The organism is Paraburkholderia kirstenboschensis (assembly GCF_032806925.1).
GTDB classification, from domain to species: domain Bacteria; phylum Pseudomonadota; class Gammaproteobacteria; order Burkholderiales; family Burkholderiaceae; genus Paraburkholderia; species Paraburkholderia kirstenboschensis.
In genome coordinates, this window is the sequence record NZ_CP136513.1 from 2,930,558 (window position 1) to 2,955,913 (window position 25,356).

General features: G+C 58.6%; 15 protein-coding genes and 1 tRNA gene. 8 read left to right on the forward strand and 8 right to left on the reverse strand.

Features of this window, described 5'->3' with window-relative positions; translation table 11 throughout:
• The first annotated feature begins 41 nt into the window (after window positions 1-41).
• From RW095_RS35855 to RW095_RS35870, 4 genes are all read left to right on the forward strand, one after another.
• Entirely contained in the window at window positions 42-629 is a 588-nt protein-coding gene (locus RW095_RS35855) for a phosphoheptose isomerase (RefSeq protein WP_317020480.1), read from the forward strand.
• Between the two features lie 25 nt (window positions 630-654).
• Window positions 655-1,446 (forward strand): BON domain-containing protein, encoded by a 792-nt coding sequence (locus RW095_RS35860; RefSeq protein WP_317020481.1) that lies wholly within the window; start codon window positions 655-657, stop codon window positions 1,444-1,446.
• A complete protein-coding gene (locus RW095_RS35865; protein WP_317020482.1) occupies window positions 1,443-1,793 on the forward strand; it encodes a c-type cytochrome in 351 nt (116 codons plus the stop codon). Before RW095_RS35860 ends, RW095_RS35865 begins: the two co-directional genes overlap by 4 nt.
• A gap of 64 nt (window positions 1,794-1,857) precedes the next feature.
• A tRNA-Ala gene (locus RW095_RS35870) sits at window positions 1,858-1,933 on the forward strand.
• 786 nt (window positions 1,934-2,719) lie between these two features.
• On the opposite strand, the gene RW095_RS35880 is transcribed toward RW095_RS35870, so the two are convergent.
• Window positions 2,720-4,558 carry a hypothetical protein gene (locus RW095_RS35880; RefSeq protein ID WP_317020484.1) on the reverse strand — a complete coding sequence of 613 codons (1,839 nt, stop codon included), beginning with the start codon at window positions 4,556-4,558 and terminating at the stop codon, window positions 2,720-2,722.
• 442 nt (window positions 4,559-5,000) lie between these two features.
• Here RW095_RS35880 and RW095_RS35885 point away from each other — a divergent pair, with 442 nt between their 5' ends.
• Window positions 5,001-5,561 carry a hypothetical protein gene (locus RW095_RS35885; RefSeq protein ID WP_317020485.1) on the forward strand — a complete coding sequence of 187 codons (561 nt, stop codon included), beginning with the start codon at window positions 5,001-5,003 and terminating at the stop codon, window positions 5,559-5,561.
• An 866-nt stretch (window positions 5,562-6,427) separates the two neighbouring features.
• On the opposite strand, the gene RW095_RS35890 is transcribed toward RW095_RS35885, so the two are convergent.
• From RW095_RS35890 to RW095_RS41605, 4 genes are all read right to left on the reverse strand, one after another.
• The gene (locus RW095_RS35890; RefSeq protein ID WP_317020486.1) at window positions 6,428-8,155 is read right to left on the reverse strand and encodes a nuclease-related domain-containing DEAD/DEAH box helicase; all 1,728 of its coding nucleotides are present in this window, start codon (window positions 8,153-8,155) and stop codon (window positions 6,428-6,430) included.
• 1 nt (window position 8,156) lies between these two features.
• Complete coding sequence (locus RW095_RS35895; RefSeq protein WP_317020487.1) at window positions 8,157-12,920, reverse strand: sacsin N-terminal ATP-binding-like domain-containing protein; 4,764 nt, start codon at window positions 12,918-12,920, stop codon at window positions 8,157-8,159.
• Between the two features lie 555 nt (window positions 12,921-13,475).
• Window positions 13,476-14,108 (reverse strand): hypothetical protein, encoded by a 633-nt coding sequence (locus RW095_RS35900; protein WP_317020488.1) that lies wholly within the window; start codon window positions 14,106-14,108, stop codon window positions 13,476-13,478.
• 186 nt (window positions 14,109-14,294) lie between these two features.
• Window positions 14,295-14,600: an AAA domain-containing protein gene (locus RW095_RS41605; RefSeq protein ID WP_394365169.1), complete on the reverse strand. Its 306-nt coding sequence runs from the start codon at window positions 14,598-14,600 to the stop codon at window positions 14,295-14,297.
• Window positions 14,601-14,703: 103 nt separating this feature from the next.
• On the opposite strand from RW095_RS41605, the gene RW095_RS35905 reads away from it, so the two are divergent.
• The gene (locus RW095_RS35905) at window positions 14,704-15,810 is read left to right on the forward strand and encodes a hypothetical protein (RefSeq protein WP_317020489.1); all 1,107 of its coding nucleotides are present in this window, start codon (window positions 14,704-14,706) and stop codon (window positions 15,808-15,810) included.
• Between the two features lie 402 nt (window positions 15,811-16,212).
• On the opposite strand, the gene RW095_RS35910 is transcribed toward RW095_RS35905, so the two are convergent.
• From RW095_RS35910 to RW095_RS35920, 3 genes are read right to left on the reverse strand one after another with little or no spacing between them, the layout of a single operon-like run.
• Complete coding sequence (locus RW095_RS35910) at window positions 16,213-18,666, reverse strand: AAA family ATPase (RefSeq protein ID WP_317020490.1); 2,454 nt, start codon at window positions 18,664-18,666, stop codon at window positions 16,213-16,215.
• A complete protein-coding gene (locus tag RW095_RS35915; protein ID WP_317020491.1) occupies window positions 18,663-19,250 on the reverse strand; it encodes a hypothetical protein in 588 nt (195 codons plus the stop codon). Before RW095_RS35915 ends, RW095_RS35910 begins: the two co-directional genes overlap by 4 nt.
• Window positions 19,247-20,914 (reverse strand): SIR2 family protein, encoded by a 1,668-nt coding sequence (locus tag RW095_RS35920; protein WP_317020492.1) that lies wholly within the window; start codon window positions 20,912-20,914, stop codon window positions 19,247-19,249. The genes RW095_RS35915 and RW095_RS35920 overlap by 4 nt, the downstream gene beginning before the upstream one ends.
• Window positions 20,915-21,446: 532 nt before the next feature.
• Between RW095_RS35920 and RW095_RS35925 the strand changes: the two genes are divergently transcribed.
• Together RW095_RS35925 and RW095_RS35930 are read left to right on the forward strand one after the other, a co-directional pair.
• Window positions 21,447-23,516 carry an McrB family protein gene (locus RW095_RS35925; protein ID WP_317020493.1) on the forward strand — a complete coding sequence of 690 codons (2,070 nt, stop codon included), beginning with the start codon at window positions 21,447-21,449 and terminating at the stop codon, window positions 23,514-23,516.
• Between the two features lie 11 nt (window positions 23,517-23,527).
• Window positions 23,528-24,940: an McrC family protein gene (locus RW095_RS35930; RefSeq protein ID WP_317020494.1), complete on the forward strand. Its 1,413-nt coding sequence runs from the start codon at window positions 23,528-23,530 to the stop codon at window positions 24,938-24,940.
• The last annotated feature ends 416 nt before the right edge of the window (window positions 24,941-25,356 follow it).

The following is a 25,356-nucleotide window of genomic DNA, read 5'->3' on the forward strand; positions in this document are numbered from 1 at the left end:
CCGCACGTTGCGGCCCACTCGCGGCAGAAGATAGAGACTCGATGTCAGTCGAACGCATTCAACAACACTTCCGCGATAGCGCGGCAGTCAAACTCGAAGCTTTGGAAACCTTGTCGATGCCGATTGCTGCAGCAATCGACACGATATTTACCGCGCTTGCCAACGGCAACCGTATTCTTGCGTGCGGCAATGGCGGTTCCGCGGCGGACGCGCAGCATTTTGCCGCCGAACTGATCGGCCGCTTCGAACGCGAGCGGCCCGGCTTGCCGGCCGTCGCACTCAGTACCGATACGTCGGTGCTCACCGCCATCGCCAACGACTATTCGTTCGAGCAGATTTACTCGAAGCAGGTGTGGGCATTGGGTCAGCCGGGCGATGTCCTGCTCGCGATCAGCACGTCGGGCAATTCCGCCAATGTGATTGCTGCAATCGAAGCCGCGCACGAGCGCGAAATCATCGTCGTCGCGTTGAGTGGAAAGGGCGGGGGGCGCATGCAGGAAGTATTGAGCGATACCGACATCCACGTTTGCGTGCCGTCAGATCGCACCGCGCGCATCCAGGAAGTGCATTTGCTGACCATCCATTGTCTATGCGACGGCATCGATGCCATGTTGCTGGGCGAAGACTGAGATTGATCCGAAGGAGAGCTAGTTGATGAGCGTATTCCGCGTCAAAAAGACACTGGTGAGAACCGTGCTGGTAGTTGGGTTTGCGGCGGGGTTGTCCGCGACGTTGCAGGGTTGTTTTCTCGCCGTTGCGGGCGCGGCGGGTGGCGGCGCGTTGATGGCGACCGACCGGCGCACAATCGGCGCGCAGACCGAGGACCGCGAGATCCAGGTGAAGGCGCTTTCGCAGATCAGCCAGAACCTGCCGGATTCGGCGCACGTCAACGTGACGGTGTTCAACCGCCGCGTGCTGCTGACCGGCGAAGTGGCAGGGGATGCGTCCAAGCAGCGCGCGGAGAGTATCGCGCGCGGCCTGAACAACGTGAATACGATAGTTAATGAACTCGCGATCATGCCGGCGAGTTCATTCTCCTCGCGCACGAACGACACGTATCTCGAGACGCGCGTGAAAACCGCGCTGATCGCCGAGAAGGATATCTCGGCGAACGATTTCAAGGTCGTCGCCGAGCGCGGTTCCGTGTATCTGATGGGCCTCGTCACGATGGACGAAGGCAATCGCGGCGCGGACGTCGCTAGCCGGGTGCCGGGGGTCACGCAGGTCGTGAAGGTGTTCCAGTACATCCAGCCGCAAGAAGCCGCGGCGGCGAATGCCGCTGCGGCGACGGCGCCCGTTGCCGCGTCGCAGCCGGATGCCAGCGCGGCGACGGTGGGGACGATCCCGGATTCATCGGTCAGCGCGCGGCCGCTCGAGCAGCAGTCGCCGGCGCCGGTCACGAATTCGAACGCGGTTCACCCTGGCAATCCGAAGGCGCCGCAATGAAGCTTGGGGTTGTTGGTGTTGTTATCGCTTCTTCGATGTTCGGGGCGGCGGGCTTGGTTGTATCGACGGCAAATGCGGCCGATGTACCCAGCGGTCAGAGGGTGGCCGGCGCGAATGCTTGCATGGGATGCCATGCGGTGGATCGCAAACTGGTCGGTCCGTCGTTTCAGCAGATCGCCGCCAGATACAAGGGCGACGCCCAGGCGCCCGTGAAGTTGGCGCGCAAGGTGAAGGACGGCGGCTTCGGTGTGTGGGGCATGATTCCGATGCCCGCGCATCAGTCGATGAGCGATGCGGATATTCACGCAGTGGTCGATTGGGTGCTTGCTGGGGCGCCTTCGAAGTGAGTTTTTGCTGGGGCTGGCGCCTTGGCAAAACGGAAAATGCTTGTGCTAGAATTATTTGCACGTTGGGGGGGTAGCTCAGCTGGGAGAGCGTCGCGTTCGCAATGCGAAGGTCGAGGGTTCGATCCCCTTCCTCTCCACCAATAAAATCAAAGGGTTACAGGCGTTTTGCCTGTAACCCTTTCTGTTTCTGCGGTCCGTGTAACCGCCATGTAACCGGATTTGGTACACGCCAATCTATATGGATCCCTCCGCCGAGCAAGATGTGGCACCACTCACGTTTATAAGTCGAGAGGCGACCTGACAGTCACAGTCACATCTGGTCGCGAGCGGCCCTTTTCAAGGCAAACCGCGGCAATCGACCACCCGTTGCTGTCGCTCGAGCAGGCGCCGATCCAAAGGCAGGAATCAGAGCGGAAACGGTCGCGCGATCGCGATCACTCGAACGCCCCCTAGCGCCTTGAGACTGAACCTCACTTCTACAAGGCGAAAACCATTTTCGGCTTCAACATTCTGTGCCCGACCCGGTAGATCGGGACATCAGCCGTGGGCGGACTTCGCGTACCGGTCGGCCCGCGGGCCGCGACTGGGGCTCAACAGACAGACGACATCGCGGAGGCAACTTTAGATTCCTCAGCTGACGGCGGTCGGTTGGATGAGGTGCCAGTCACCTCAGGATATGAATATGCCGGGCTGGAGGTTGCATCCATTGCACAATGACCTAGAAGGCCGCCTTTCGGTATGGGTCAGTGGCAATTGGCGAGTTACCTTCACTTTCGAAGGAACTGACGCGATCCTGATCGACTACCAGTGATTGCACAATGTCGCGACCGGCGGACTTGATCAAGACTCAGGTGAACTGACACTGTACGCGCGTAGGGCGGACTGGTCGCCGGCGTGAGCCGACGTTTCATGATCCGAACGGTTGGTCATCCCCGGCGCGCGCTATATGTTGGCGCAGTCCTTGTTGGCGTAGCCTGTTGGGAGCGCGTCGCTTCGAATCGCCGAATGTAATCGTCGATCGACGGGTGAAAGAGCCAGCGCTTTGCCGCAAACTCGTTGAACACAAGACGTCCTAAAAGCAATTCATCCAGCGCGTCCGGGTCGAGTCGCCCAAGCTCCATGGCGAGAGTCGGTTGGCCCCGCTCCCGGATGCGGACCGTGTCGGGCTCCGAAAACCCCTTGATCGAGAGTTCGACAAAGAGCGTTTCAGCCGGCCAGTCCGGCGCGGCGATTGTCTTGATCCGCAAGGCCGGTACAGAGTCCCTTGTCGAGCCCACGGTGATCTCGCGTATCTTCAGCGCACGCGCTGCCCGGATTACCTGCGGATACGGCGATGACATTCCGGTTGCTGAACTGAGTCGTACCGTAAGATCGGGAACCATGATAAACGGCTGGTTAGCCAACCGCCCGTCGGAAACCCTTTGCAGCGCCCGCATAACCGACTGAGGCGCGGCGCGAGGAACACGCGCCGCCCCAGATCCGGTCGCGACCTGCGGTTCCGGGGAAGCACCGCCCGGCCCAAAGAAGCCTTCGCGCTGAGATTTCCCGATCCCGGCGCCGCGTTGACTCGACAGGGCATCGGATGTCCACGCTACCTTCTGCGGCTCGTCCTGAGTGAACACATGGTTTTTCTCAGCCTCGGCTAACGCCGGGTGGTGAATCCAGCGTTTCCCTTCCAACTCGCTCACCACTAGGTCACGAAACTCGTTCAGGGTCACTCGACCGGCGAGCATGGACAGGTTGATCTCCAGCGAAGGAAGGTTGCGCTTCTTTATTCTGGCTTCCCGTTCGCTGGTGATCCGATTGCTCACCGTCACCTCGATCAGCAGATCGTCTGCAGGCCAATGTGGATGTGAAGCGGTGCGAGCCTTAACATCTGGCCGGATTTCGCCGAGCGGATGTTCGAGTGAAACGTCCTCAAGTTCCAACGAAGCGGCGGGACGGATCTGGTTTGCTTCCGAAACCTGTAATGCGGGGACAAGGATGCGGCACTCACGCTCTAGAATTTTCTTGGCTGCTTCGTGAAGGGCGGACTCCCGGTTCGGGCTGCCATAGTCGATTGAATCCGCCGCGAGATCGCCTGCGGCTTTCGCAGCTTCGGCCTCAAGCTGCAGATCCTTCCAGTGCGAACACCAATTGCCCGCGCTCACATCGAGGCGCATCCGGTTGCGCAGATCCTCTGGTGAGAGCGCTGCGAGCGCCGGATCATCTACGACTATTTCCACTGTCGGCACGTCAACTGTCATACTGCTTCGACTGCCCACCAGCAGAACCCGGAATTCCCGGCCGTCCTCCAGGCGCACGATGGCCGAGGCCTCGTCGACGATTGCCGTCGACACGACCTTCACGGCCTCGGGTGGCACTTCGACCCAAGCTTCATACACGTGGCCGCTTAACCCTGTTATACGCGCATCGCGCCGGTGCCCAGGTAAGGTGAGGTATCCAACGTCAGCGAGCGACGCGAGAAGTCCCGCCCGCGCGGCGGCGATCAGACATGTTCGACGCTCGCCACCGGCTTCGTGACGGAAATGCGGCCGACGTCGATAAATGGTCTTTCCGGCATTGACCGCGATGAGCGTCATGCCGCAATCGGCGCACTGGCAATTGCACGCCGCGCCGCCTTCAGCTTCGCTCAGATCTAGGATGTATCGGGGTTGTCCCGTGCCTTTGTCCGTTCCCCACGCCATCAGGAGTTCGGGCGCCCCATTCGCGCGCGTCGCCGTGCGCGTGCGAACCTGCCAAGTTGTGCGTTTTTGTTCGTCCATGTCGCTTGCCAGTTTTTGCCTTGCCCACCTGCGGAGCGGCGCGCAAGAGAATTCGCACCGCATGTTTCGGGACTTTACTGGTAAGCACGGCGATCGTCTCGCGTTTGCGCTCACGCGAGCGAGAAGTCGGTCGCTATCGATGGGCGAATAACCACTCTTCTTAGATCACTGGTTTTGGTGCAATTTGAAAAAAATAATGCAAACTGGTGCACTAGGGACCTTGGAAAACTCGGAAGGCTGCGAGGCGCAACGGTTGGGATGGAATTCTTGCCGAGTGGAAAGCACGACGTTCCGTTCTACAGCATTTCCATCGGCGCTGACAATTCGATAAAGCCGCCCGGCGCGGAGTATGAGCTTGTTACGATGAATTAGCCAAGACACTTGATCGCCTTCTGGGAGATGGCTCCGCGCAAGGGTTTAACGACTGAGAGAGAAGAAAGTAATGTCCGAAGAGATGAAAACAATCAAGGCCGGCCCGTTCACCCTGGTTGCCCGTTTCATTGACAACGCTTACCGAGGTGTCATGTGGGCGGATGGGGAAATGGTCGTCGATATTCGCAGAGCGACTCTGGACGAAGTATGGCGCGCACTCTGCGATGCCTTATACGAACAACAGATCTCGCTAGCTGCTGCGCGGCTTGATGAGCCTACGGCAGCGGAGATTGCGAAGGTCTTCGTGCGGATTGCTCACCAGCTTACTGCGGGTCACAAAGCCATGCTGAGAGCGCACCTGAATGCTTCCGACCAAAGAATTACGGCTACCCAGCTTGCAAAAGCCGCTGACTATGCAACCTATTCCGCAGCGAATCTCCAGTACGGAATACTTGGTGCGATGCTCTTCGCAGAGCTGCCTATAGACCTGCCGATGCGTAAGGATGGCTCACGAGTGATGACATGCACGATCGCTTGGGGCGATAACGCCCGAAACCCCGACGAAGAACATTGGGTGTGGAGAATGCGACCCTACGTAGCTGAGGGGTTGGCTGCCTCCGGCATTCTTTGACGGTCACAGAACTCGGGCCGTGCACCGAGGTCCGGATCAATGGGAGCCAGCCCCTCCACCAGCGTCGGCATTTCACGTCCGGTAACGGCGAGCCGCTCCCATTGTGCACACGGCAGGTTCCGAGGTTGAACCGGCCGTCGGAATGACGCCTTTGTGCATTGGCGAATGGCAACTATTGGGCCGGTTCCGGCTATACATTCGTCGACGATGACGGTGGCCCTGACGTACCGTTCGTCGCTGCTTCGGCTGCAGAGCCGAAAGATGCTGCCTCCTCACCTAGGTGCATGTCAGGAGACGCCGTTTGCGATAAATGCGCCTGCACCGCGCGTCGATTGCGACGACGTCAACCTACCTTCATGGGTAAGACAGCAAACGGGCTCGCCAGGTCAGCACCGCGTTCAGGCGACCGCCACCGCTAGGCCTAGCGCGGCGAATCCCCACCGGGACGCGCCCGGTATCGGAGCCATCCCGACGAACTCGGACGTGACTTCGCGAACAGGCGTCACCAATCTCGCCACTGCGCGAGTGCTTGCGAACGAACGCCTCTGCTCAGGCCTACGGAGCAAGTGCCCGTGCGCCTACGAAAACAGGTCGAGCTGAAATGGATCGACGTCTGCTTTCATGCTCTCCTTCGGAGAGTCCAAGTCCGACTCAATTCGAAAGGAGCCGGGATCAACACCTACATTTGTACGCGCTTGCAATCAGCCAGGTTCGGCCCCTTGCACATTCCATTCATTTCCGCGTGCATCGCGATATAACGGACGGTGATCAAGCTCCTGCTATATCACGTGAAATGCGCAAATCGGCCGAATTCGTGCCGCCTAATGTCTGGACGTCTCCGAGCACCCTTGGAAAATAACAGCGCGCTACGCCTTGACTTCGGTCCGCGTAAAGAATGATTTGACCGTCTCATCCCCCACGACATGTAGGAGATGCTTGGCGCGGGACAGACCGACGTAAAGCGTTTCCCGACTCTCCTCAGTCAGATTCTCGCTACCAATCCACAGAATGACAATTGGGGCTTCCAATCCCTTGAAACGGCTAACAGTATCCACAAGAATCGCATTGCGCGCGCGGTTTTCGAGCGACCAACCAACACCGCCGGGCAGAGTCGTCCGGCTGAGGCGATCGAACAAGGCCTGCTTCGGTGTTTTCGCAAGCAGGACAGCAATGTCAGAGGGTGCAACTTTTTCACCCTGCAATAGCTGCTTGCAACGGGTGACAATCAACGCCGCCTGCTCATCCACTGACGCAGCCGTTTCGAAAACCACATCCGGTCCATGCAACTCTGGCAAATCAACCGGCTCCCCCTTGTAGAAGGCGTAGGCTTTCTCATGAACAGGCGCGGTGTTGCGACAGTTCACGGTGAGGTAGAAAGGATCCTCTTTAACGGGGAGCTGAGCATGGCGCTTGTAAAGCGCCTGATTGGGGTCGCTGAAAAGAAAGAGCGTTCCATTGTCCTTATCTTTCAGCAGATCCTCGATCGAAAACCAGTATTCGTCACTGAAGTCCTGTGCTTCATCAACGACGACCGAGTCGTAGAGATCGTCCGTCAGCACCTCGCTCGAAAGCGCAAGAGCAAACGGCATCTGAACTTCAAATCGGGTTTTCGCATCGTTACCCGGGTACGCCTCTTTCGCCTCTTCGTACAAGTCCCGCTTTGTGCGCTCGAGTACGAGCGAGCGTCTGCGGTCACAAAGCTGATGAAACCCCATGACCTCGATTTTCGGAACGCCTGCCAACGATTGAGCCAGAAGGTCAGCAAGCGGACGGTTGTAGCAAAGCAGCAAGATGCGCTCGTTATCAGCCGCAAGCTGCCGTGCCTTCTCGACCGCAATCAAGGTTTTTCCGGTGCCCGCACGGCCAGCGATCACCGCCCTCTTGCGACCACCAATCGTTCGCAGAATCTTCGCTTGAGCGTCGGTCAGTCTGATGCGTTCCTGCTCAGCCTCATCAAGTACAGAGCGTAAAAGCGGTCGAACGCTTACGGATGCACAAAGAATGTCCTCAACCAGCTTGACGCCGTCCTCGCCGAGCGGCTGCGTCCCAGCAGCGGCCCAGAAAGCGTTCACTCCCGCGAGCCACGCCGCGACGTTGCCCATTTCAGATCGACCGCCGATGATTTCTATAGGACGACCAGACGCCGCCAGGGACTTCGCGTTATCCACATCCGGGAGCATCACACACTCTCCGATGACCATACGGGTGCCCTTCCACGCGCGCCACTTCCGGTGCCCTTTAAGCTGATCGAGAAGCGCGAACTTCTCGTTCTTTGCTTGCTTGAACGGATCCTTGATTTCGTTGCGATCACCAGCCCGGTCAATCGAAAACCATTCGCCGGACGTCCCGTCAAACGATACCCCACCACCTTTGACCTCGATAGCGAGAATTCCGGCAGAAGGAAACGCAATCGTAAAATCCGCTTCGCCTTCCCGTAGCAAGCCCCCGCGATCCCTGTATGTCCACGAAGCCGAATGGATAACTAGAACATCATCGGGTAGCTGGTCGCGACATGCCCGGTAGAATTTCGCTTCCGCGCGAGACGAGAGTTCCTGAAGACGCTCCTCGGTGAGTTCTGGACGCATCGTTGCCATACTAGCTTGCCTTTGATAGACGCATTTTGGCCGGATTGAAAATCCGGATTATTTCGGTTCCGTCATCGAGACGAACCTGCACACGTGTGAAGCGGCCGCCGATTTTGGGCACCGCGATTATTGTCCCGCTACCTTCCCCTTCAATCTCAATGCGCAGACCTTCAACCGGCACCAAGGCCGAACTCTTTTCAGAGATCGCGATATCCTTCCATCCTGAATCGTAGCGAAACTGGCCGGCGTTCCCGAACGGATTCTTGACTATGTACAACCGTCGCCGATTTTCATCCAATGCGTGTTCAACAACGCATAGCCAGTAGAGATCCCTATGCTCTGCGGCACACAGCACTTCCGATGGGGTCATCGCGATCCCAGAAGCTGTCCACGCGCCGCTCTGCCCCTTGACTTCGATGTAGTACTGTTGGCCATCCAAAGAGATCCCGCGAATGTCAAATCCCTTGTTGAAGGGAGGCATTTCCTCGAGGGATTTCCAGTTCGCAGCCTGACTGTCCAAGACGAACTTGACAGCAGCCTGCTCCACTTCGGTTCGCGCATCCTCTCGCTCCGAGTCGGAGTCGTCAGGCTGGCGCGATGGATCATGGGGTTCGACATAACTGAGAAGACGCTGTCCGCTTTCCTCTATCAGGCGTCGCTTGCTTCCAGCGCCAGGCGCGCGGAGCCTCGGAGGCAAAGGTATGCCCGACGCGATAGGCGAGAAACGCATCGACGAGCCATTGTTTGATCGAGGCTCGCCGCTGGTTGCACCGGAAGCACGGGTCGTTCCGGTTCCCTGCGAGCTGTTCGACGACGGTCGCGGAGGTTCTGCTGTCCCTGCACCTGCACCTGCACCTGCACCTGCACCCGTCCCGGTCCCCCTGCCCGTACTCTTGCTCGCGCCTGTACCCTCACTCGCGCTCGAGCCAGTACCCGCGCTGGAGCCCGTGGCTCCGGTCACGCCATGGCCGCTTCCTGACTTGCCCGAATCGGCAGCAGTGTCTCCGCCGCTCACGGGTGCTGACGGACGTGTCGTTCCCGCCCCAGCTGGCGGTTCGCTCGAATTCGGCTCGGTCGCCTCGGTCTCAGATGCGAACTCCTCGCTCTCGCCGTCATCTTGAGTGTCTGCGTCCCCTTCCGGCTGGTCTCGCTCCTCATCGGGGGGCGGCCGATGATCGGAGAACAATCCTTCGGCCTCCTCCGTCGGCAACTCGGTGACGCCCTTCACTTCGAGGAACTCCGCTGCACCCTCGAATTCCGGTTCTGAGAGTATCCGGCTGATGGCATCCGCAAGTATCGGCGACACCGAGAGAAGTGTGCAGATTTCTGCCGCCAGTCGATCGACCACGCCTTTGACACCGGTTCGCACATACGCGGTCGAGCCGTCGATCAGCACGTGACCGGTTGTGGTAGCGACCTCACCGAGAAGCTCCGCGTGCAAATTGAGATTACCCACCTCCGACACAACAAGCTTCGAGAGGACCTTCCATTTGCCATTCTCGACCGCACGAGTGAAAGCCGCGTGCGAATTCGCGTAAACCACTCGCGCAATCAGAACGCAACGTTCCGCAACTCGGCTGGTCAGCGACTCGATGACCACTCCGGGGCCCGGATCGACGAGACGCAAGGAGACCTTCGACGAAAGCGTTGGCACGCGAGCGGCATCAAGCAGAGCCCTGATCTGCGGAAGACGTGTAACCGGGACGTCAACAAAGTGAATCCCCTCTCGACCGTAAAACAACGCTGCGATATTTGGGTCATCGTTGATGAGAAGCTCTCCGTCATTGACTACCATTTCACCGCTGGTGGAGAGGAATGAATTTCCGTCTGCGAATTCGTCAAGCCACGCCGGCACCGATTCATCGCCGTTGGGCGATACGATCTCGCGATTTGCGCGGGTGTAAATCCGCATTGCCTCGCCCGCCCGGCTTTCCGGTGATATCGGCGACGTATCCAGCGAAGGCAAAGCACGAATCAACGCGATAGTCGGAAGATCCGCTGAAACACCAAGTTTGCGCACGAAGAAAGACTGGAACTCCGCGTAGGCCCCCTGAAGGGATGGGTAGAGTGCGCTGAGAAACTCTCCTTGCTGCAACCAGACAACCTGGCTCAGGTTTTTCCAGGACGGTGATGCTCCTCGCACCAGAAAAAGCGCGTGCGATCTGAACGCCTGCCTGACTGTATCCGGGTTGCGTTCATACAGTCGCTCGAGAAAGCGATAAATTGGCCTCACCGACGTCATTGAGACGTTCGGCGCCTTCTGCAACTGAAGCAGTCGTGCGACGCAGGTCTGAACATCAGGTCGGTGAAGAATCCCGCACGCGTCGAGGAACGCCTCGTTCGACAGTTGAGCATCAACGTAATGCGGAGAATCACCGAATGCTTCGCGCAACTCCTTGGAATCGCGGAACGCTTGCTCAAGCGTTACTTCTACACGTTTTCTTGACGGTGCGACGGTGACCCGTAGCTTGTGAACAAAACCGTAAATCTGCGCAGCGGACGACGGTTTGCCTTTGGGGACGAAGCGCGGACTAGACGGATATCTGGACCAATTCCTGTCCAGGCATTCCAGGGTCACGCGGCGCGTTGCAGATGCCGGGGCCTCAAGCAGTCGTTGAAGCTCCGCGCTACATTGCACATCGCCCGATGTCATCTGGTCAACGCGCGGAGACGGATTTACGCCAAGCGCGATGAGAAAAGTCCTCCAGCCAGCGATCTCCTCAGCGTCCACTCTCTCCGACTTTCCCGTGCTTTTGAGATACAAGGGCGAGACAAGTCGTGATTTTTCAACTCCGTCGCCAAGGAGACTTTCGATGTCGAACTCTGGCTGGTACTCCGACGAAAGGTACATCTGACTTGCTTGCCAGAACGTCCTGTTTTTAGTTCCGACCCATAGTTCGGTTTTCAGTTTCTCCCAAGCCGCCTCCGCGCTAGTTCCGTGGGATTTAGCGCCCGCAAGATATTCGTTCTGCTTTTCCTTGATGTAGCGGAGGTGGCCGACGAGAGACTCGTTACCTGACTGCTTCCAGTCATCCTTTTCATGCAAGGGCAGAATGTGCTCGGTGATCAGCTGATATGGGTCAGCGGACTTCACCCCAACGGCATCGAAGAGGCCTTGTAGACTTTTGTCGCCGTCGGACGTTGCTCGTGCGATCGCCTCGTGGCAAAGCGTCAACTCATGTTCGAATCCGAATCTCTTCCCCGGTGCCAGTGGATAGAAGACGCGGGTGGAGTTCGCGGACCGGAACGCGCCCTTGGCATCGAGAACTACCGGGGCTTTCGCGAAACCGGCAGACAGCAGATCTTCGCGCCTCAATCCGGCGATAAACCTATAGAAGTCCAGCATCCATTCGATTTTGCGCTGCTGTAGCCACGCCGTATGATCTTTGAATATATTGACCAGATCGTCGTACGTCAGCGCCTTGCAGCCGAGCCTGCCAAGGGTCTCATTGTCGACCGTGAGCGAAGCAGCGGGATAATCCTTTCCAAATAACGCCAAGGCTTCTTTCGCCGAAACAAGCTCAGCAAATCCGGGCGGTGGAAGCATGACCTCGGACGGTTTGCGCCACACGCCCGTTGCGCAGGGAATGCATTCCGTTTCGCTGAGCGCTGCAAAAAGTTGGTCGACAACAGGAACGAAGAAAGCGGCCGTTACCTCTTTGGGTTTCGGCAAGTAATTCAAATACCCGTTCGCAGTAGAAGGCGCTTTCCGGAACTGCTCGATCGCGCGTACAAACGCCGGCGCAATAGAGTCACGTAGTTTCTGGTTCCACGGCCGCTCGCCATGAATGTCCTCGCGACTCGAACTTAGCAGGAAATCGCCTTGGATATAGAAGCGAAAGCCGAAGGCGCGTATAGGCAGGAAGGCAAAAACCTCTTTTCCTGGCTCGGCGAGCGCGTTGCCTTCAGCATCGAGTGGAAACGCCAGAACAAGGTCACTCTCAATTGCGTCCGGACGCTTTTCATCCGTAGCCTGAGCCATCGACACCCGATGAACAAAGCGCATGTACCGCTCTGTCGATTTCTCGACGGGGGACCCGGCTTGATCGCACTGTTCCGTGATGATCGATATCACGTTCCCGGAGTCTCGCCGCTCAAACACGACGCGACCTGTCTCGTGCGCGAGATCAAGGTGGCGAAGTCTCCGCAGGAACAACATCAGCTTCGGATGCAGTTCCTTCAGGATGCTATCGGAAAACGTTCGGCCCGCTTTCGCAGGCAACACGACCGTTGTTCCGGTCTCGCTAGTGTCGACGTCCGGGGGCGTCCAATTGGGCACGACGTACCCCAGAAGCTCGTCGGGGCGAGACATGTCAAAAGAAAAATGAAACCCGTTCGAATGAATTTCGGGCTTGTTCGAAACCTGAAAAACAGACTTGAAACCGATCCCCTTTTCGCCGATAAATCCGCTCTTCTTGTCAGCAGCTTTCGTGCTCCGACCTACTCCGCAAAGCGCCCGTACGTTCTTCTCAGCGAAGCCGACCTCGTTGTTGAAAAACGTGAGTCGCTGTTGCGACAGCTTGATCTGAACTGACGGAACAACGTCCGGCGCATAACTGTTGTCGTCAGCGTTCTGCAATAGCTCCAGGAGAAAGTGCGTGTCGCTTGCATACAGGTCTTCCGACAGCAAACGCAGCGCGTTGTTGAGTTGTCCGCGCAGGCTGTTCGCGGCCCCTTCAACCTCCTGCGGCATATCCAGCCCGATCATGTAATCGTTGCGGCGGATATCCTCGATTAACGCCTGCCCCGATAATGCCAGCTCATTGGTCCCCATAGCGGCCCTCAATCTTTTCTAACTCGTTCTAATATCACATCACGTACACAGGGAAGATATCAGGATTTTGAATCCAAGGTCAGACGTTCCCTTGGGTTTACGGCCGAAAATCGGCCTGATTGAGTTCCGAAAACGTTTGGGAGGAGATTTCAGATTCGGACGGCCACACGGCCAGTAGATGTTCAATGGGGCCGCCTCTGCATTGAACGCCATCCGAAACTCGCGTGAGGATGGAGAACGAAGGCAACAACTGGCTAATGTCTTCGGGACAGGAAATTGAGCATGGGAGACATTCGCTCGTGTCGAACAACTTGCAAACTTGCGACCTATCCGCCACCGACGTCGTGCATTGCCCGTCCGTACCAGAGTGAACCGGTCATTCCGTACCGTTACTCGAGGACAAGTCATACCAGAAGTTCGACGTGAGTGAAATCGACCCGTTGCTGCCAGTCACAGCCTCGCAGTTCGAGCGCCGCGTTTTGGAGCGCAGCAGTCATTCACGCGATGCAACGGAAGCTCAATCGCCGAAGCTTGCTCCCAATGAATTCGCCAAGGCTACTGCCTTAAAAACCACCCATGTACTTCGTCAATCGATGTTAGCGGAAACGCGACAACTTCGCCGTTTCCGTCAACGGCTCGCCCGTACAAGTCCAGTCGGATAATCGGTGTGCCGGTAACCACGTTGTGAAGCCAATTGATGTATCGCTTGAAATCTTCCTTTGATAAACATTTCGTCGGTGGGTGGCCAAGGAATCCGTCAGCAAAGGAATTCAATGAAACAGTCGATCCGAGATCGGGCACATTCTGGGTCAACCCGCAGCTTGAGCCGAGCACCTCTTTATTGCAAATACGATCTCTATACGCGCTGGCGCGGACATGTTTTGTTTTGTCCATCCACGCAATAAAGTGACACTGATCGTGCAGCGCCCGCATCTCAGGTTCTCGTTCGAGCGCACGGCACAACGCTTCTACGCGCCGTCTTTTCTTGGCCTCAGATTGCAGCTGAGCTTCACCAAACTTCATTTCAATCAAGCAAAAATGATCAACTCGTCCCAAAAGGGAGTCAGACAAGAAATGTCGATCCTGACCTCCAAGCGGAAATGGCGAAAAACGGACACTATCCCGATGGGCCCGAGTGCGCAGATAGTCGTGAATGAGCTCTGCGATGCTTGCTTCGTTTTGTGCCATCTATCTTCTTCCAATTGAGCAGCACAAGTATCGAATGCAGTCCGGGAAAAAATCTCCCAAACCGTCGACCGGGACAGGGAGTTACGCGACCGAAAACCTCGTAGTCCAGCACAAGGAAAAGATCTCGACGGACGACATGGTTAGATTGGAATCCGACCTAGCCATTGCTCCGCAGTGGTCGGCGTCTTAAGTTGCGACAGAGCCTCGCTGAAGTGCTTCAGACCACCCCCAGAGAGAGGCATCCCCGATGATGAAAATGCGATGCTGTGCGCGCGTCACTGCCCCGTTGAGCAGATTCGGCTTCGATGCAGCCCAGTTCGCCGATCCTTCAGCGTGGTGGTCCGCACCGAGCACGAAGATCACAACACTCTCTTCCCTCGCCTGAAACGTGTGCACGGTACCTATCCGTTCACGACACCACTTGCCCCATGCTTTCTTCGGAGGTACGTCCTCAGTGACGGCGCGCCAGTCGATGCGCTTAAGGCGGCTCACAGTGGCGCCCTTGATCGCCTTGAATGGGGAATGCGGCGGTTAGCGGCTATCATGCGTGGCAGAATCTCTTCGCCAAAGCCCTTTGGAAACTACTCATCCCACGATGCATCTTCTCGATCACATTGGACGTTCAGCCGCAATCATCGCATTGGCCTCAGCTGTTGGGATAGCGTTCGCAGCCGCTACCCCCGATATTCGATGGGAGCGCGCTCATCCTCGAGACGCACAAGTCGACGCGTTGAAACGTCAAGAAGCGAATACTCGTGCATTGCTCAACGCACAAGCAGAGACAGTTCGGGCGGTGTCAGCCCAGCAAGCCACGTTGACTGCGCAATTGAAACACGCGCAAGAGTTGGCGCAAGCACAGCAACTACGAATCGATAAGATGGAGGCCGATAACCGCTCGGCGGCCTACCAAAACACAGTTGCTACCGTGCTCAACATCTTGGGGATGGTGTTCGGCATTATAGGCGGTACGTTGCTGGCGGGGGCACAGCTGACCTCTCGGCAGGAGAGAATCTCGACGCTTCGGCAATTGCCCCCAATCGTGGACATGGCGACTCGCAATACGCAATACGAGCCGGTTCTCAACTTCTTTGCGATTTTGGGGAGTATTACGCTCTCAGTCGGGTTCGTCTTGCAACTCGTCGGGACGCTAATCGCCTCGCCGTTACCGATCGCGGCAATGGTCGCCATCGGCTCGATAGCGATCGCGATCTCAACGTGGATTCTATGGTTCTTCTTGGGGCAAACGCACGGCCAGACGCGAAGTGAAAAGCTGTCTACGATGCGACAGAACATCAGGAAGAACATTCTCCAGCCTATCACCCAGCAATTCGTCGGGCGAGGATCTGCCACTTGTGAAGTGTGCTGCCGAAAACTGTCCGCCAGCGATGCAGAGGTGTGGTGGATAGCCGAGACGAACTCGCCCGAACACCCATACCTTCATGCGCCGTACGCCCTTCATTACGGTCATAGTACTTGCCTGCCTGAATGCGAAGACTATGCCTTGTACTACGCGCAGCCACACCGCTACACGAACCACACGTTCCATCGGGAGAGCGCCGAGACGTTTATCCGGAATGTAGCGCCCGAGCTGCGGATTTGGTACAAGGCGCATCGAGAGTACTGGGCCGGGAAGTCTAACGTTAGTGATTTTGACACCCCATACGACGCGCATCTTGCTCGTGTAGAGCGCGCATTTCGTTGACTGTTTCTGGGGCGAGATTCGGTGCTCTAGCCGTAGCAAAGTGACTGACGTTGGACTGGGCGCGTTCACAACCCCGAGGCCAGATACTTAGTCAGCGTAATGCTGCATCATCTCTCATCTCTGCTTTAAGTAAGACATTGATGCAGGCGTTCAACGCCCGCAATCATTGACGCGACTCGTGCCGGCGAAAAAATGGACAACAATCGACAAGAAAAACGCTAACGACATGCGGACTATCCGCATGCGCGACCGTTAAATCCTCCGGGAGGAGCTCGATTCTCGCCCTTGTTTTTTTTGGGATCTTTGCCGTGCCGCGTGGAGGCAACGATCTCAAACCGAATCGGACATTCAAGATTCCTGATTTCGGTCGTCCGAACCGACTGTCATCTAAGTCCACTTTCATTAGGCGGCGATGGCGTGATCATCCTCGAAGCTAAATGCGCGTGGTGTCGCGACCGTCTCACCGTCGAAGTTGCGAGCGATCTCGACTGTGATCAGGCTGTCGCCCGGAAACGCGGGGCTAAGCTCCAGAGTCAGATAGTCGAAGAGTGCGCGCTCATGAACCGCGATCACCACCTGGCGATCCATGCCTTTGGACAGCGAGCGGAGCAGCGCGGCGAACTGTGCGATATGGAGATCGTCCATCGACTGAACCGGATCATCAAGTATCAACCAAGGCATACGAACCGGAACGGAGAGATGAAGCGCGAGGAAAAGTGTCAGCGCAGCGGTGTTGAGATTGCCTTGGCTCAGCATCGCTCCAGGCGAACCGGACGCCTTGCCGGAGCGATGCAAAGTTTCGAGCACGGCCTCGACGTTGCCACCGCTACCGACGGGAAGCCGAAATGCAGGTACGAATTGCTCCGATGGAGCCAGCCTTACAAACAAATCGCGCCAAACCTTGTTGAGCGATGTGCTGAACACCTTCTTGACGATATCGGAGCGCACTTTGTCGGCAGCTTCGGAGACCTTTTTGGCGTGTCCGCGGGTAGTATCGATTTCCTTGAATGCGATGTCGAGGGTATTGAGGCGGGCGAGCGTTTGATCGCGTTCCGACCGCAGGATGGCAATCTGGGCGAGGTCGCGAATGCGGATGTCGAGCTCCGAACTGGCCTTGACTCTGACGGCGGCGACGCGCTCCGCCTCCGTGACGCGCTCCTCTACGATCCGGTGCACCTCGGCAAGCGCGAGATCGATGCTCTCAAAGCTGCTGGAGGACCGCTGCAGCAAGGCTTGCACCATGGTCTCGATTTCGGGGAGCAGCGAGACTGACTGTTCGTCCCTCCGGCGGCCTGTCACCACCGCCTGTCGGGCCATTGCCGCGTTGGCTGTCAACCTGGTTCCTTCTGCAGCGGTTTCCTTCAGGTCGGATAGACGTTGCGCCAGATCGACCATTTGAGCATGGCGCACGGTGAGCGCGGCGAGGTCGTCCGCAGAAAGCTGTCCGTTGGCGGCGCTTAGCAGGTCTCGCTGGGCAGCGGCCAGACGCGAACTCTCTTCAGCTCGCGCCGTCGCCAGCGACTGGAGGCGCCCGGCCTCGCTGGTGAGCGATGCGATTTTGGCGGCGACATGGGCTGAAAGCGACCCGGCGTCTATTTCGGCGTAGTTGCGGCTGCAGACCGGACATGTCTCGCCTTCGATATGGGGAACGACGCCGGCAAGCGCGTTCGCGAGCGTCTTCGCGTCTTCGGCCGCGCCGGAAAGGTCCCGATTGAGCTCGTCGATTCGCGTGGACGCGCGTTGCACGGTCGCATTCAAGGTCGCGACCTGTGCGCTCGCCGTGGTGTGGGCCGCCAGTAGCCGTCCGCAGCGGTCGGCTTCGGCTTGGGCACGACGCTGCGCCTCCGATCTGCCTTGTTCGAGGCCATCCTCGAACGAAGTCACGTCGGAAAAGTGGGCGCGGACCGCGTTGATTGCGTCCTCGAGGACATTGCCCCGGGTCGACCGCCAGGTGGCGAGCGCCTCGCCCGCCGCCAGATCAGCCCTTTCCCTGTCGGCCTGGTCGCGGCTCGACTGCTGCGATGGCAGCGATCTCCATCGTTCTTGCAGCCCTCGCAATTCCGAACGCGTCCGTGTGAGGTCTGTGAGCTGACGATCGCCGTCTCGGTCGGCTTCCAGCTTGGCCTTGAACTGGCTGAGATCTGTGACTTCGGAGACCGTCGGCCCAGCGCCGTCGCCGACGATCGTAGAAAGAGTCTCATTAAGGCGAGTGAGCCGTTCTCCGGCGGCTTTCGTTGCTTCATCGATCGCCCGATCCTTACGGCTGCGCTCTTCTTCCAGCGAAGCTTTGAGCGCCTCCAGGCGACGAAAGTCCGGCACAAGCTTGCGCACACGCGTGACATTGAATGCGTGATCGAGGCCGTCGACCAACGCGTCGAGCGGATCGAGGCCGAGTAGTTCTTTGACGAATAAGGTTAGCGGCGATGTCGTTTCCGTTTTTTGGTCGTCATAGATTTCGAGCAAGCGCCCGAGCGTCGCCTGCGGCAGATAGCATCGCTCTGCGAAGAAGCGGGCGTCGTCGGTGTCGAGCAGCGGCTTGGGGAGAAAAGTGTCATCGGAAAAGGCGAGCGCACCAGCGATGGCTGCTCCTTCGGCGAGAGGAGCGGTGGTGGTCAGCGAGATCGAGCCTCCGCCGGAGTCGAGTGTGGTGAGATACGACTGGTATCTCGGACCCTCAGCCGCAAGATGCGCAATCTTGCCTGTGAGTCCCAGCTCGAGAGCTGATAGCACGCTTGTCTTGCCCATGCCGTTTGTGCCGTGGATCAGCACAACCTGGGCGTCTAGTGGGATGACCACTTTACCGCGAAGGCTGCGAAAGTTCTGGACAACGAGGTTTTTAAGCCGAATGCTATTCATTCCTCGTCTCCTTCATCGACGATTGCGGCGTCGGCAGATCTCATGATCGCGTCGGCCAGGACGGTTTCAACAGCATCCTTGCCGTGCGGCGCGGCGCCGATGAGGGCGTCCATGAATTCGCCCTTGGCGGACGCCGCCGTAGCGACGTGTAGATCGGCTTCCCAGTCCAGGAGTGTTTCGACAGCAGGTTGCTGGATCAGCGGTAACAGGACTGAAAGCCAGTCGCGCACCGCGCTGATCGCGTCAGGTCCAGTTGGCGCGCCGACCTGCAGAACGCGGCAGACCTTGCTGATCGACTGGACGGTTTCGGAGCGCGGCTGCCCTAAGGTGAGAACTGCGGTCACTGGCCGTTTTGACCGCATCACGTCGAGAGCGCGGGTAAGCGCCATGACCTTTCGGATGATCCCGTCATCGACGGTATCGCCCTTGAGCTCGATGACGATGACGAGGTCGTTAGCCCGTTCGCTGGCGACGAGCGCATGCGTGAAGTCGAAGGAGATCGAGCCCACCTTGAACGGCCTAGGAAGCTGGCGATAGCCCCCTTCCTGAACGAGAATATCGAGGACGCGGTCGGTCGTGCTCATAGCCCTACCTCGCTGCGAAAGCGGTCGCGCAGGTCGTTCAGATCGGCGGCGTCCCCGAGCATCGGCCCGAATGCGACATAACGCGGCCCTATGGCACCACTGCGCATGGAGGCGCTCGGACTGCGCTGCTGCCGCTCCGAGACACGCCCGGAGCAGACTACCACGGCGTCGTTATCGGTTTCATCGAAGGCGCCCGCTTCAAGCAGACTGGTGACGGTGTCGTCATTGGCTGCAAAAAAGAGGCGCGTGCTGGCGTTCGGCGATGTGAGCCGCAAGGCGCCGGCTCGAGGATCGGCAGGATCGTCGATCGAACTGACCCAGTTCGCTGCCTGTTCCTCCAATCCGATCAGGCCCAAGGCGACGGCGGCCTCTCGCTGGCCGGAACTCTTCAGCGCCAGCTTGTTTTTCATGCGGTGCACAGGTTCGCCATCTAGTGGGAAATAGGCTTGCACACCCGCTGCGCTGACACCGTTTTGCAGTTGGTGGCGCGCGCGTGCGAGCCCCGCTGCAATGGCGCGCGCGAGTGCGGGCCGGTCGGCGTCGCCAGCATCGGCCACGCGGTCGCGGAGCACTCTGATCCCTTGGGCGATCGCATCCCGGGCCGGTTGGTCGAGATTGGCAGCCTTTGCGTCGCCAGCAAGGACCTCAAGCTTGGCGGTGAGAACGTGGAGAAGCAGCCCGAGTAGCAACGGCTTGGCGTAGGCCTGAAGTCGCGCCGCTTCGCAGATGTCGTTTCTGTGCGCCTCGTAATCGGCTTCACCATAGGTTCCAATGAGGACGTTCTTCTGATCGTCGCCAAGTTCCTGCGCGGAAAACACGATAGCGGGGGGCTGGTCAGTCCATTTCCAGCCTTTCTGGGCGTTCATCGAGGTGAACAGATGCTTGATGTTTTCATCTTGCGCGGACATGCCGATCATGAGCGTTCGGCTGCGCTGAACGAGAGCGCCAAGCTGATCGCGCACGATCTTGAAGGTCTCGTTGCTTTTCCAGCCGGTGATCTGCGCGGTGCGCGCAACGAGCAGCGGGCGATACCCGGCCTCGTCGGCGATCGCGCGTAGGGCGCAGCCGTGAAACTTGTAGAGGATGGCAGCTGCGGCCGGGTTGCGGAGGTCTTCGCCGGTCACGGTGATCCGATAGAAGGTCTCGTCATAGCCGAGTTCCTGCATCGCCGCTTCGAGCAAGCCATCCCAGTTGGCAGTGGCCAGTTCGGTCAAGACTCCTTCGAGGGCAAGCATACCGATTGCCAGATGCTCGGCGTCGGGGAGCTGTGCGCCAAAGGTGTGCGGAAAGTCGAGGCCGACCCATAGCAGATAGTCGAGTTTCTCGCCCGGTATTTCAACCGACAGCACGGCCGAGTACTGATTCCACAGGCGTTTTAGGATGTCTTTGAGGCTTGCCCAGGTCGACGACGGCTGCGAAAGGTCTATCGCCGCTCGTTCGTCTGCGGAAGGAGCCGCCATGTCGATGATCTTGTCCAGGGCCAGGCGGTATCCGCAATTCGCCATTGCGGTGGCGCGGACGCGCAGGAATTCGATGAGCTTGGCGAGGACGCCGTCGAGTCCGACGACTCGATCGCGTGATATGCCCGAACCCAGCCAGAACGCATATTCCCCTTGCGCCACGCCTTTGCTCAGTCCCGCAAACTTGCCATCGAAGAGCGCCAAGGTCTCCTTGACTGAGATGGATGCAGCCGTTGCCAATTGAATTCCCCCTGTCGTCTGTTCCTGCTACGTATTGTGTTCACTCGTTCTTGTGCCGACTCAATTTCGCATTAGGCTATGTACTTGGCTGCCACCAGAGCCATGCATGACACCGTCCTAATGCGAAAGGCCTACATATATCTGCCTGCGCAAACAACACCGTCGCGTAGGTTCCGGTCTCACAAATATTGGGAATGGCGTCCAGTTGCATCGAAAGAGAGTCTTAGAGGGACTTACCCGTGTCTCGGGGATCGTATCGAAATTAGACGGAGCAGACAGCTATAGACTTGAAGCCACGCGGCGAGTCATGAGAATGGCCCGTCGATAGGTACCCGAGACGGGCCGGCAACTGTATTATGCACGCGGCTCATATAGACCGTGAGCGTCCCGTTACAGAGGACACCCCCATCTCGCCAACTTCCCCTTGCTGCGGGCTATCATGGCGGCTTCGACATCGAAGCTCGGTCCGTCGGGACCCCAACCACGCGATAAGAACATGAGCCGCATCATCCCGGACAAGCCCAAGAGCCATCTCACGTACGAGGCTGCCGAAAAGTTTAAGCAAATCGCACTTATCGGTGAGAGATCGCTCTTTCTGCCAGATAAGCGCCTCTGGATCCCCGAACACTTTGAGCCGCTGGTTACGCACTACGTCGACAATCCGATCGTCGGCAGCGACGACGAACGCGGGTCCAAGTTTTGGGAGAAACTTCCGCATCAGGTAGGGCGTTGCCCGCCGGAGAGCGTTGCGCTCTGCGCGGAAATCTATTGGTCGCTCGTTTTTGTGTCCAGCTTCCTAAAAGGGTCGAAGATCAAGCGGCTCAAGGAGCTGTGGGGGATGGCTAAGGAGCCGCTGCCCGAACTGGACGTTGCCTCGCCGTTCCTCGACAAAGACACGATGCTTGGCGTAGGTAGCACCGGAACCGCATACAACGTACTGCTCTGGATGGAGCTTTCGTATGCAATCCGCCTCTTCAAGTCAGTCGCCGAAATGACGGTCCCCGAGCGCGAGACGCTGCTGGCGGATCCGTGGGCGTTTGCGAAGTGGATGGACAAGCTCGATGAGACCGGAGGGCGGCAGTTTTATCACATCCTCTGCCACGCGCTCTTTCCTGATAGCTTCGAGCGTATCTTTTCCGAGGGTGGCAAGGAGACACTCGCGCGCAACCCGACATTCGGCGTCCCTAAGTCGGCCCGTGCGAGTCGGCCCGCGCGCGACGAGGCCCTGCTCGAAGTCCGCCAGCGTCTGGAAGCCGAGCATGCTCCGCGGCAAATAGACTACTACGTATTCCCGCCCCTGCTTGCCCCGGACGAGAGCAAGAAGAAGCGCAGCCGACCGCCCAAGGGCGCGCACTCCCAAGGGACGCCGGTCGCCCCAATTGAGGAGTTTGAGGCAGAGGATGAGCTAGATGCCGAGGCCGCGGTCCTTACGGGCGCCATCAAGCCTTGGCGCCCACGCAACCGAATCTTCTTCGGCCCACCTGGTTCTGGCAAGACATGGGTGATGGAGAATATCCGCGCGCAGCGCTACCGGAATGGCGAGCGGGTGGTCTTTGTCTCATTTCACCCGTCCTACTCATACGAAGACTTCGTCGAGGGATATCGACCGGCACCCGGACAGGGCGGCCGCTTGGGGGAGACGCCTGAGCCAGGGCCTTTTCGCGAGATTTGCGAGAGCGCGCATAGGCACCCAGACGTACGTCACACGCTCTTCATCGATGAGATCAATCGCGCCAATGTTGCCAAAGTATTCGGTGAGCTCATCACTTTGCTCGAGCCGAGTAAGCGCTGCTCGCCTACGCCCAACCTCGACTTCTCTGAGGCGCGCTCGGCCGCTCGGCTTCAATACAGCGGCGAGATATTGGCAGTACCAGCCAACCTCGACATTGTCGCAAGCATGAACACGGCCGACCGTTCGGTGCAGTCAATCGACCGGGCGCTCCGTCGACGCTTCGAGTTTATAGAGACTCCCGCGGATCCTCGTGCACTACCAAAGGAAAAAGTCGTCGGGGTAGATCTGAGAGCCTTACTCTCGGCGATCAACGATCGGATCGAGTTCCTGCTCGACCGCGAGCACGCGATTGGCCACGCGCTGCTCATAGGCGTTCGCAACCTCTGGGACCTCCGGCGCGCGTTCTCCAGAAGAGTCATCCCGCTGCTGCAGGAGTACTTTTTCGATGACCCGGCCAAGGCGAAGCTTGCTCTCACGGGATCGAACAAGCCGTCGGTCTTCTACGTCGAGCGTGAGCTTGACGCTGCCGCGCTTTTCGACTCATCCGCCGACATCGACGGTCAAGAGGCGCGTGTCTCGATTCGCCCCAGCGCCGACCTAGCTGAGTGGAAGGCAGCCGATTTCATCGGCCTCTACCTGCGAGGTGAGTTGCTCGCTGCCGCTATCGCCGACTTGCCAGTTCCTGTCTCTCCTGATGAGGAGGAAGGAGGCGAGGAGGAGTTCGAAGACCTCGAAGAGCTCGAGAGAATTGAAGACGAAAGGGCGGAAGAGCTCGGTTTCGCCGTGGCTGACGCAAATCCAGCGGACGCGGACGCCTCTGCCCCTACAGCTTGACCGAAAGCACGATGTCGAGATTTTCGCTGGCCGTATTTGAACGCGAGTGCCTGCGCGTCGCCACCGATGAACAGGTCGCACGCCAGCGTCAGCTCGCACGCGAGTTCTCGCGTGACGACAACGAGGCTTTGCTGGTGACCGAGGCAGAAGCATCGACCCTCGTGAAACTCAACAGCGTACAACGGGGTTTCTGCGTACGCGAGGGCGAACGCATCGCGCTCTCTATGCACTGCGGCTTGGTGCGCCTGCCTAGCGGCCGGTTGGGGGGCGGTGCGAGCCCGAAGTCGGGGGTCGAGGTCACCACGCTTGAGATCCTTCCCAAGGTCTGGGGGGGAATGGGTGAGACACGCGCCAACGCTGCTAGCCTCGCAGGCACTGGGTCGCGACCAGAGCGCCTAGCGCGTGCGCGTCGTGCCTTGTTACGTCTTCTCCAGTGCGGTGAGAACCTGCCCATTTCTCCGATTGACGTCGCGCCACAGGCCCCGGACCGGGCGCCGCTGCTGGACCTCTTTATCCGCAGCTTCCTTCGGGAAGCTCTGCGCGTGGCCAAGGGCGGACTACTCACACGCTACGTTGAGACGGTGGACGACCAGTCGGTGCTGCGCGGTCGATTGCTGCTTGTCGAGTCTGAGCGTCTGGCGGCGTCGCGCCCTGGACTCTGGCGTTGCTTGCGAGACGACCTCTCGCTCGATAACCCCTACAATCAAGCGCTCCTCGCGGCCATTGAGCGGTGCCGTCCGCACCTGCGCAAACGCTCCACAGAACGCCTGTGGCTTGAAGCGCGTGCCTTCTTCAGCGACGTCTCCTTGGTCCGGATCGACGCCGAGAGCGTGGCCAAGCTCAAACGCGCCCGTGAGACCACTCGCTACAACGAAGCCCTCCGCTGGGCGCAACTTCTACTTGACCTACTTTCGCCATCACTTGCGGCCGGCTCGTCACCAGCCCCGGCACTCCTTTTCAACATGGAGACCCTCTTCGAGCACTGGGTCGCCCGACACGAACGGGCCAACGCACCAGAGGGTATCGCTGTGCAGCTTAAAGGCGCGGTGCGGTGCCTAGCGACAATCGGCCCTACCATCGATGCGCCCAGCGGATCAGGCAGAGCCATACAAGCGTTTCGCTTGATGCCCGATGTCCAGCTTTGGTCCGAGAAGACCGACCGGCGCGCCGGATCGCCGCAGGCCATCGTCGACGCCAAGTGGAAGGAGTTGCGGCCTGCGCGTCCGGATTGGGGAGTGGACGAGTCGGATGTTCGTCAGGTGCTTGCCTACATGATCCGCTTCGGCTGCCGGCAGGCCAGATTGGCCTACCCGATCCTCTCGGGGGCAGAGCTACCGCCTGAAGGCCCGCCAACCTTTTGGATCAGTCTCAATTGCGGCGAAACAGCCTCCGTCGAAGTCACCTTGGTGCCAATAGACGCATGAGCGAATATTTCGGTAGTCCAGCGAGAGGTCGCAATTAGTCACGGGCGAATAGTCCGGCAGTGCGCGGACGCAGGGATGCCCTGTCAAAATGCTGATGTCATGCAGCGCCGTTTCTATACACAACAAATTCGTTGTGTAAACTCCCGCGATCGGATCTCCGCGTCGATCACTTGGGGACAGAACGCCGGAATCCGTGGCAGTCAGTTCTCGGACATAAAGCTTTGCGCAGGCTCCTGCCGACGACTGCAATCAGATCCCCATGCAAATGGCGTCGATAATGGTGGCATGGTCTATAGCCGGCTTACCGGGCGCTGGTATGTTGGTTAGCGGCGGTCGGCTACTATTAACAGGGCCCAAGCACAGTTTCCCCTAAGCCAGTATCGCCCCACTACGTGAGTTGGCATAATGCCTCCCCA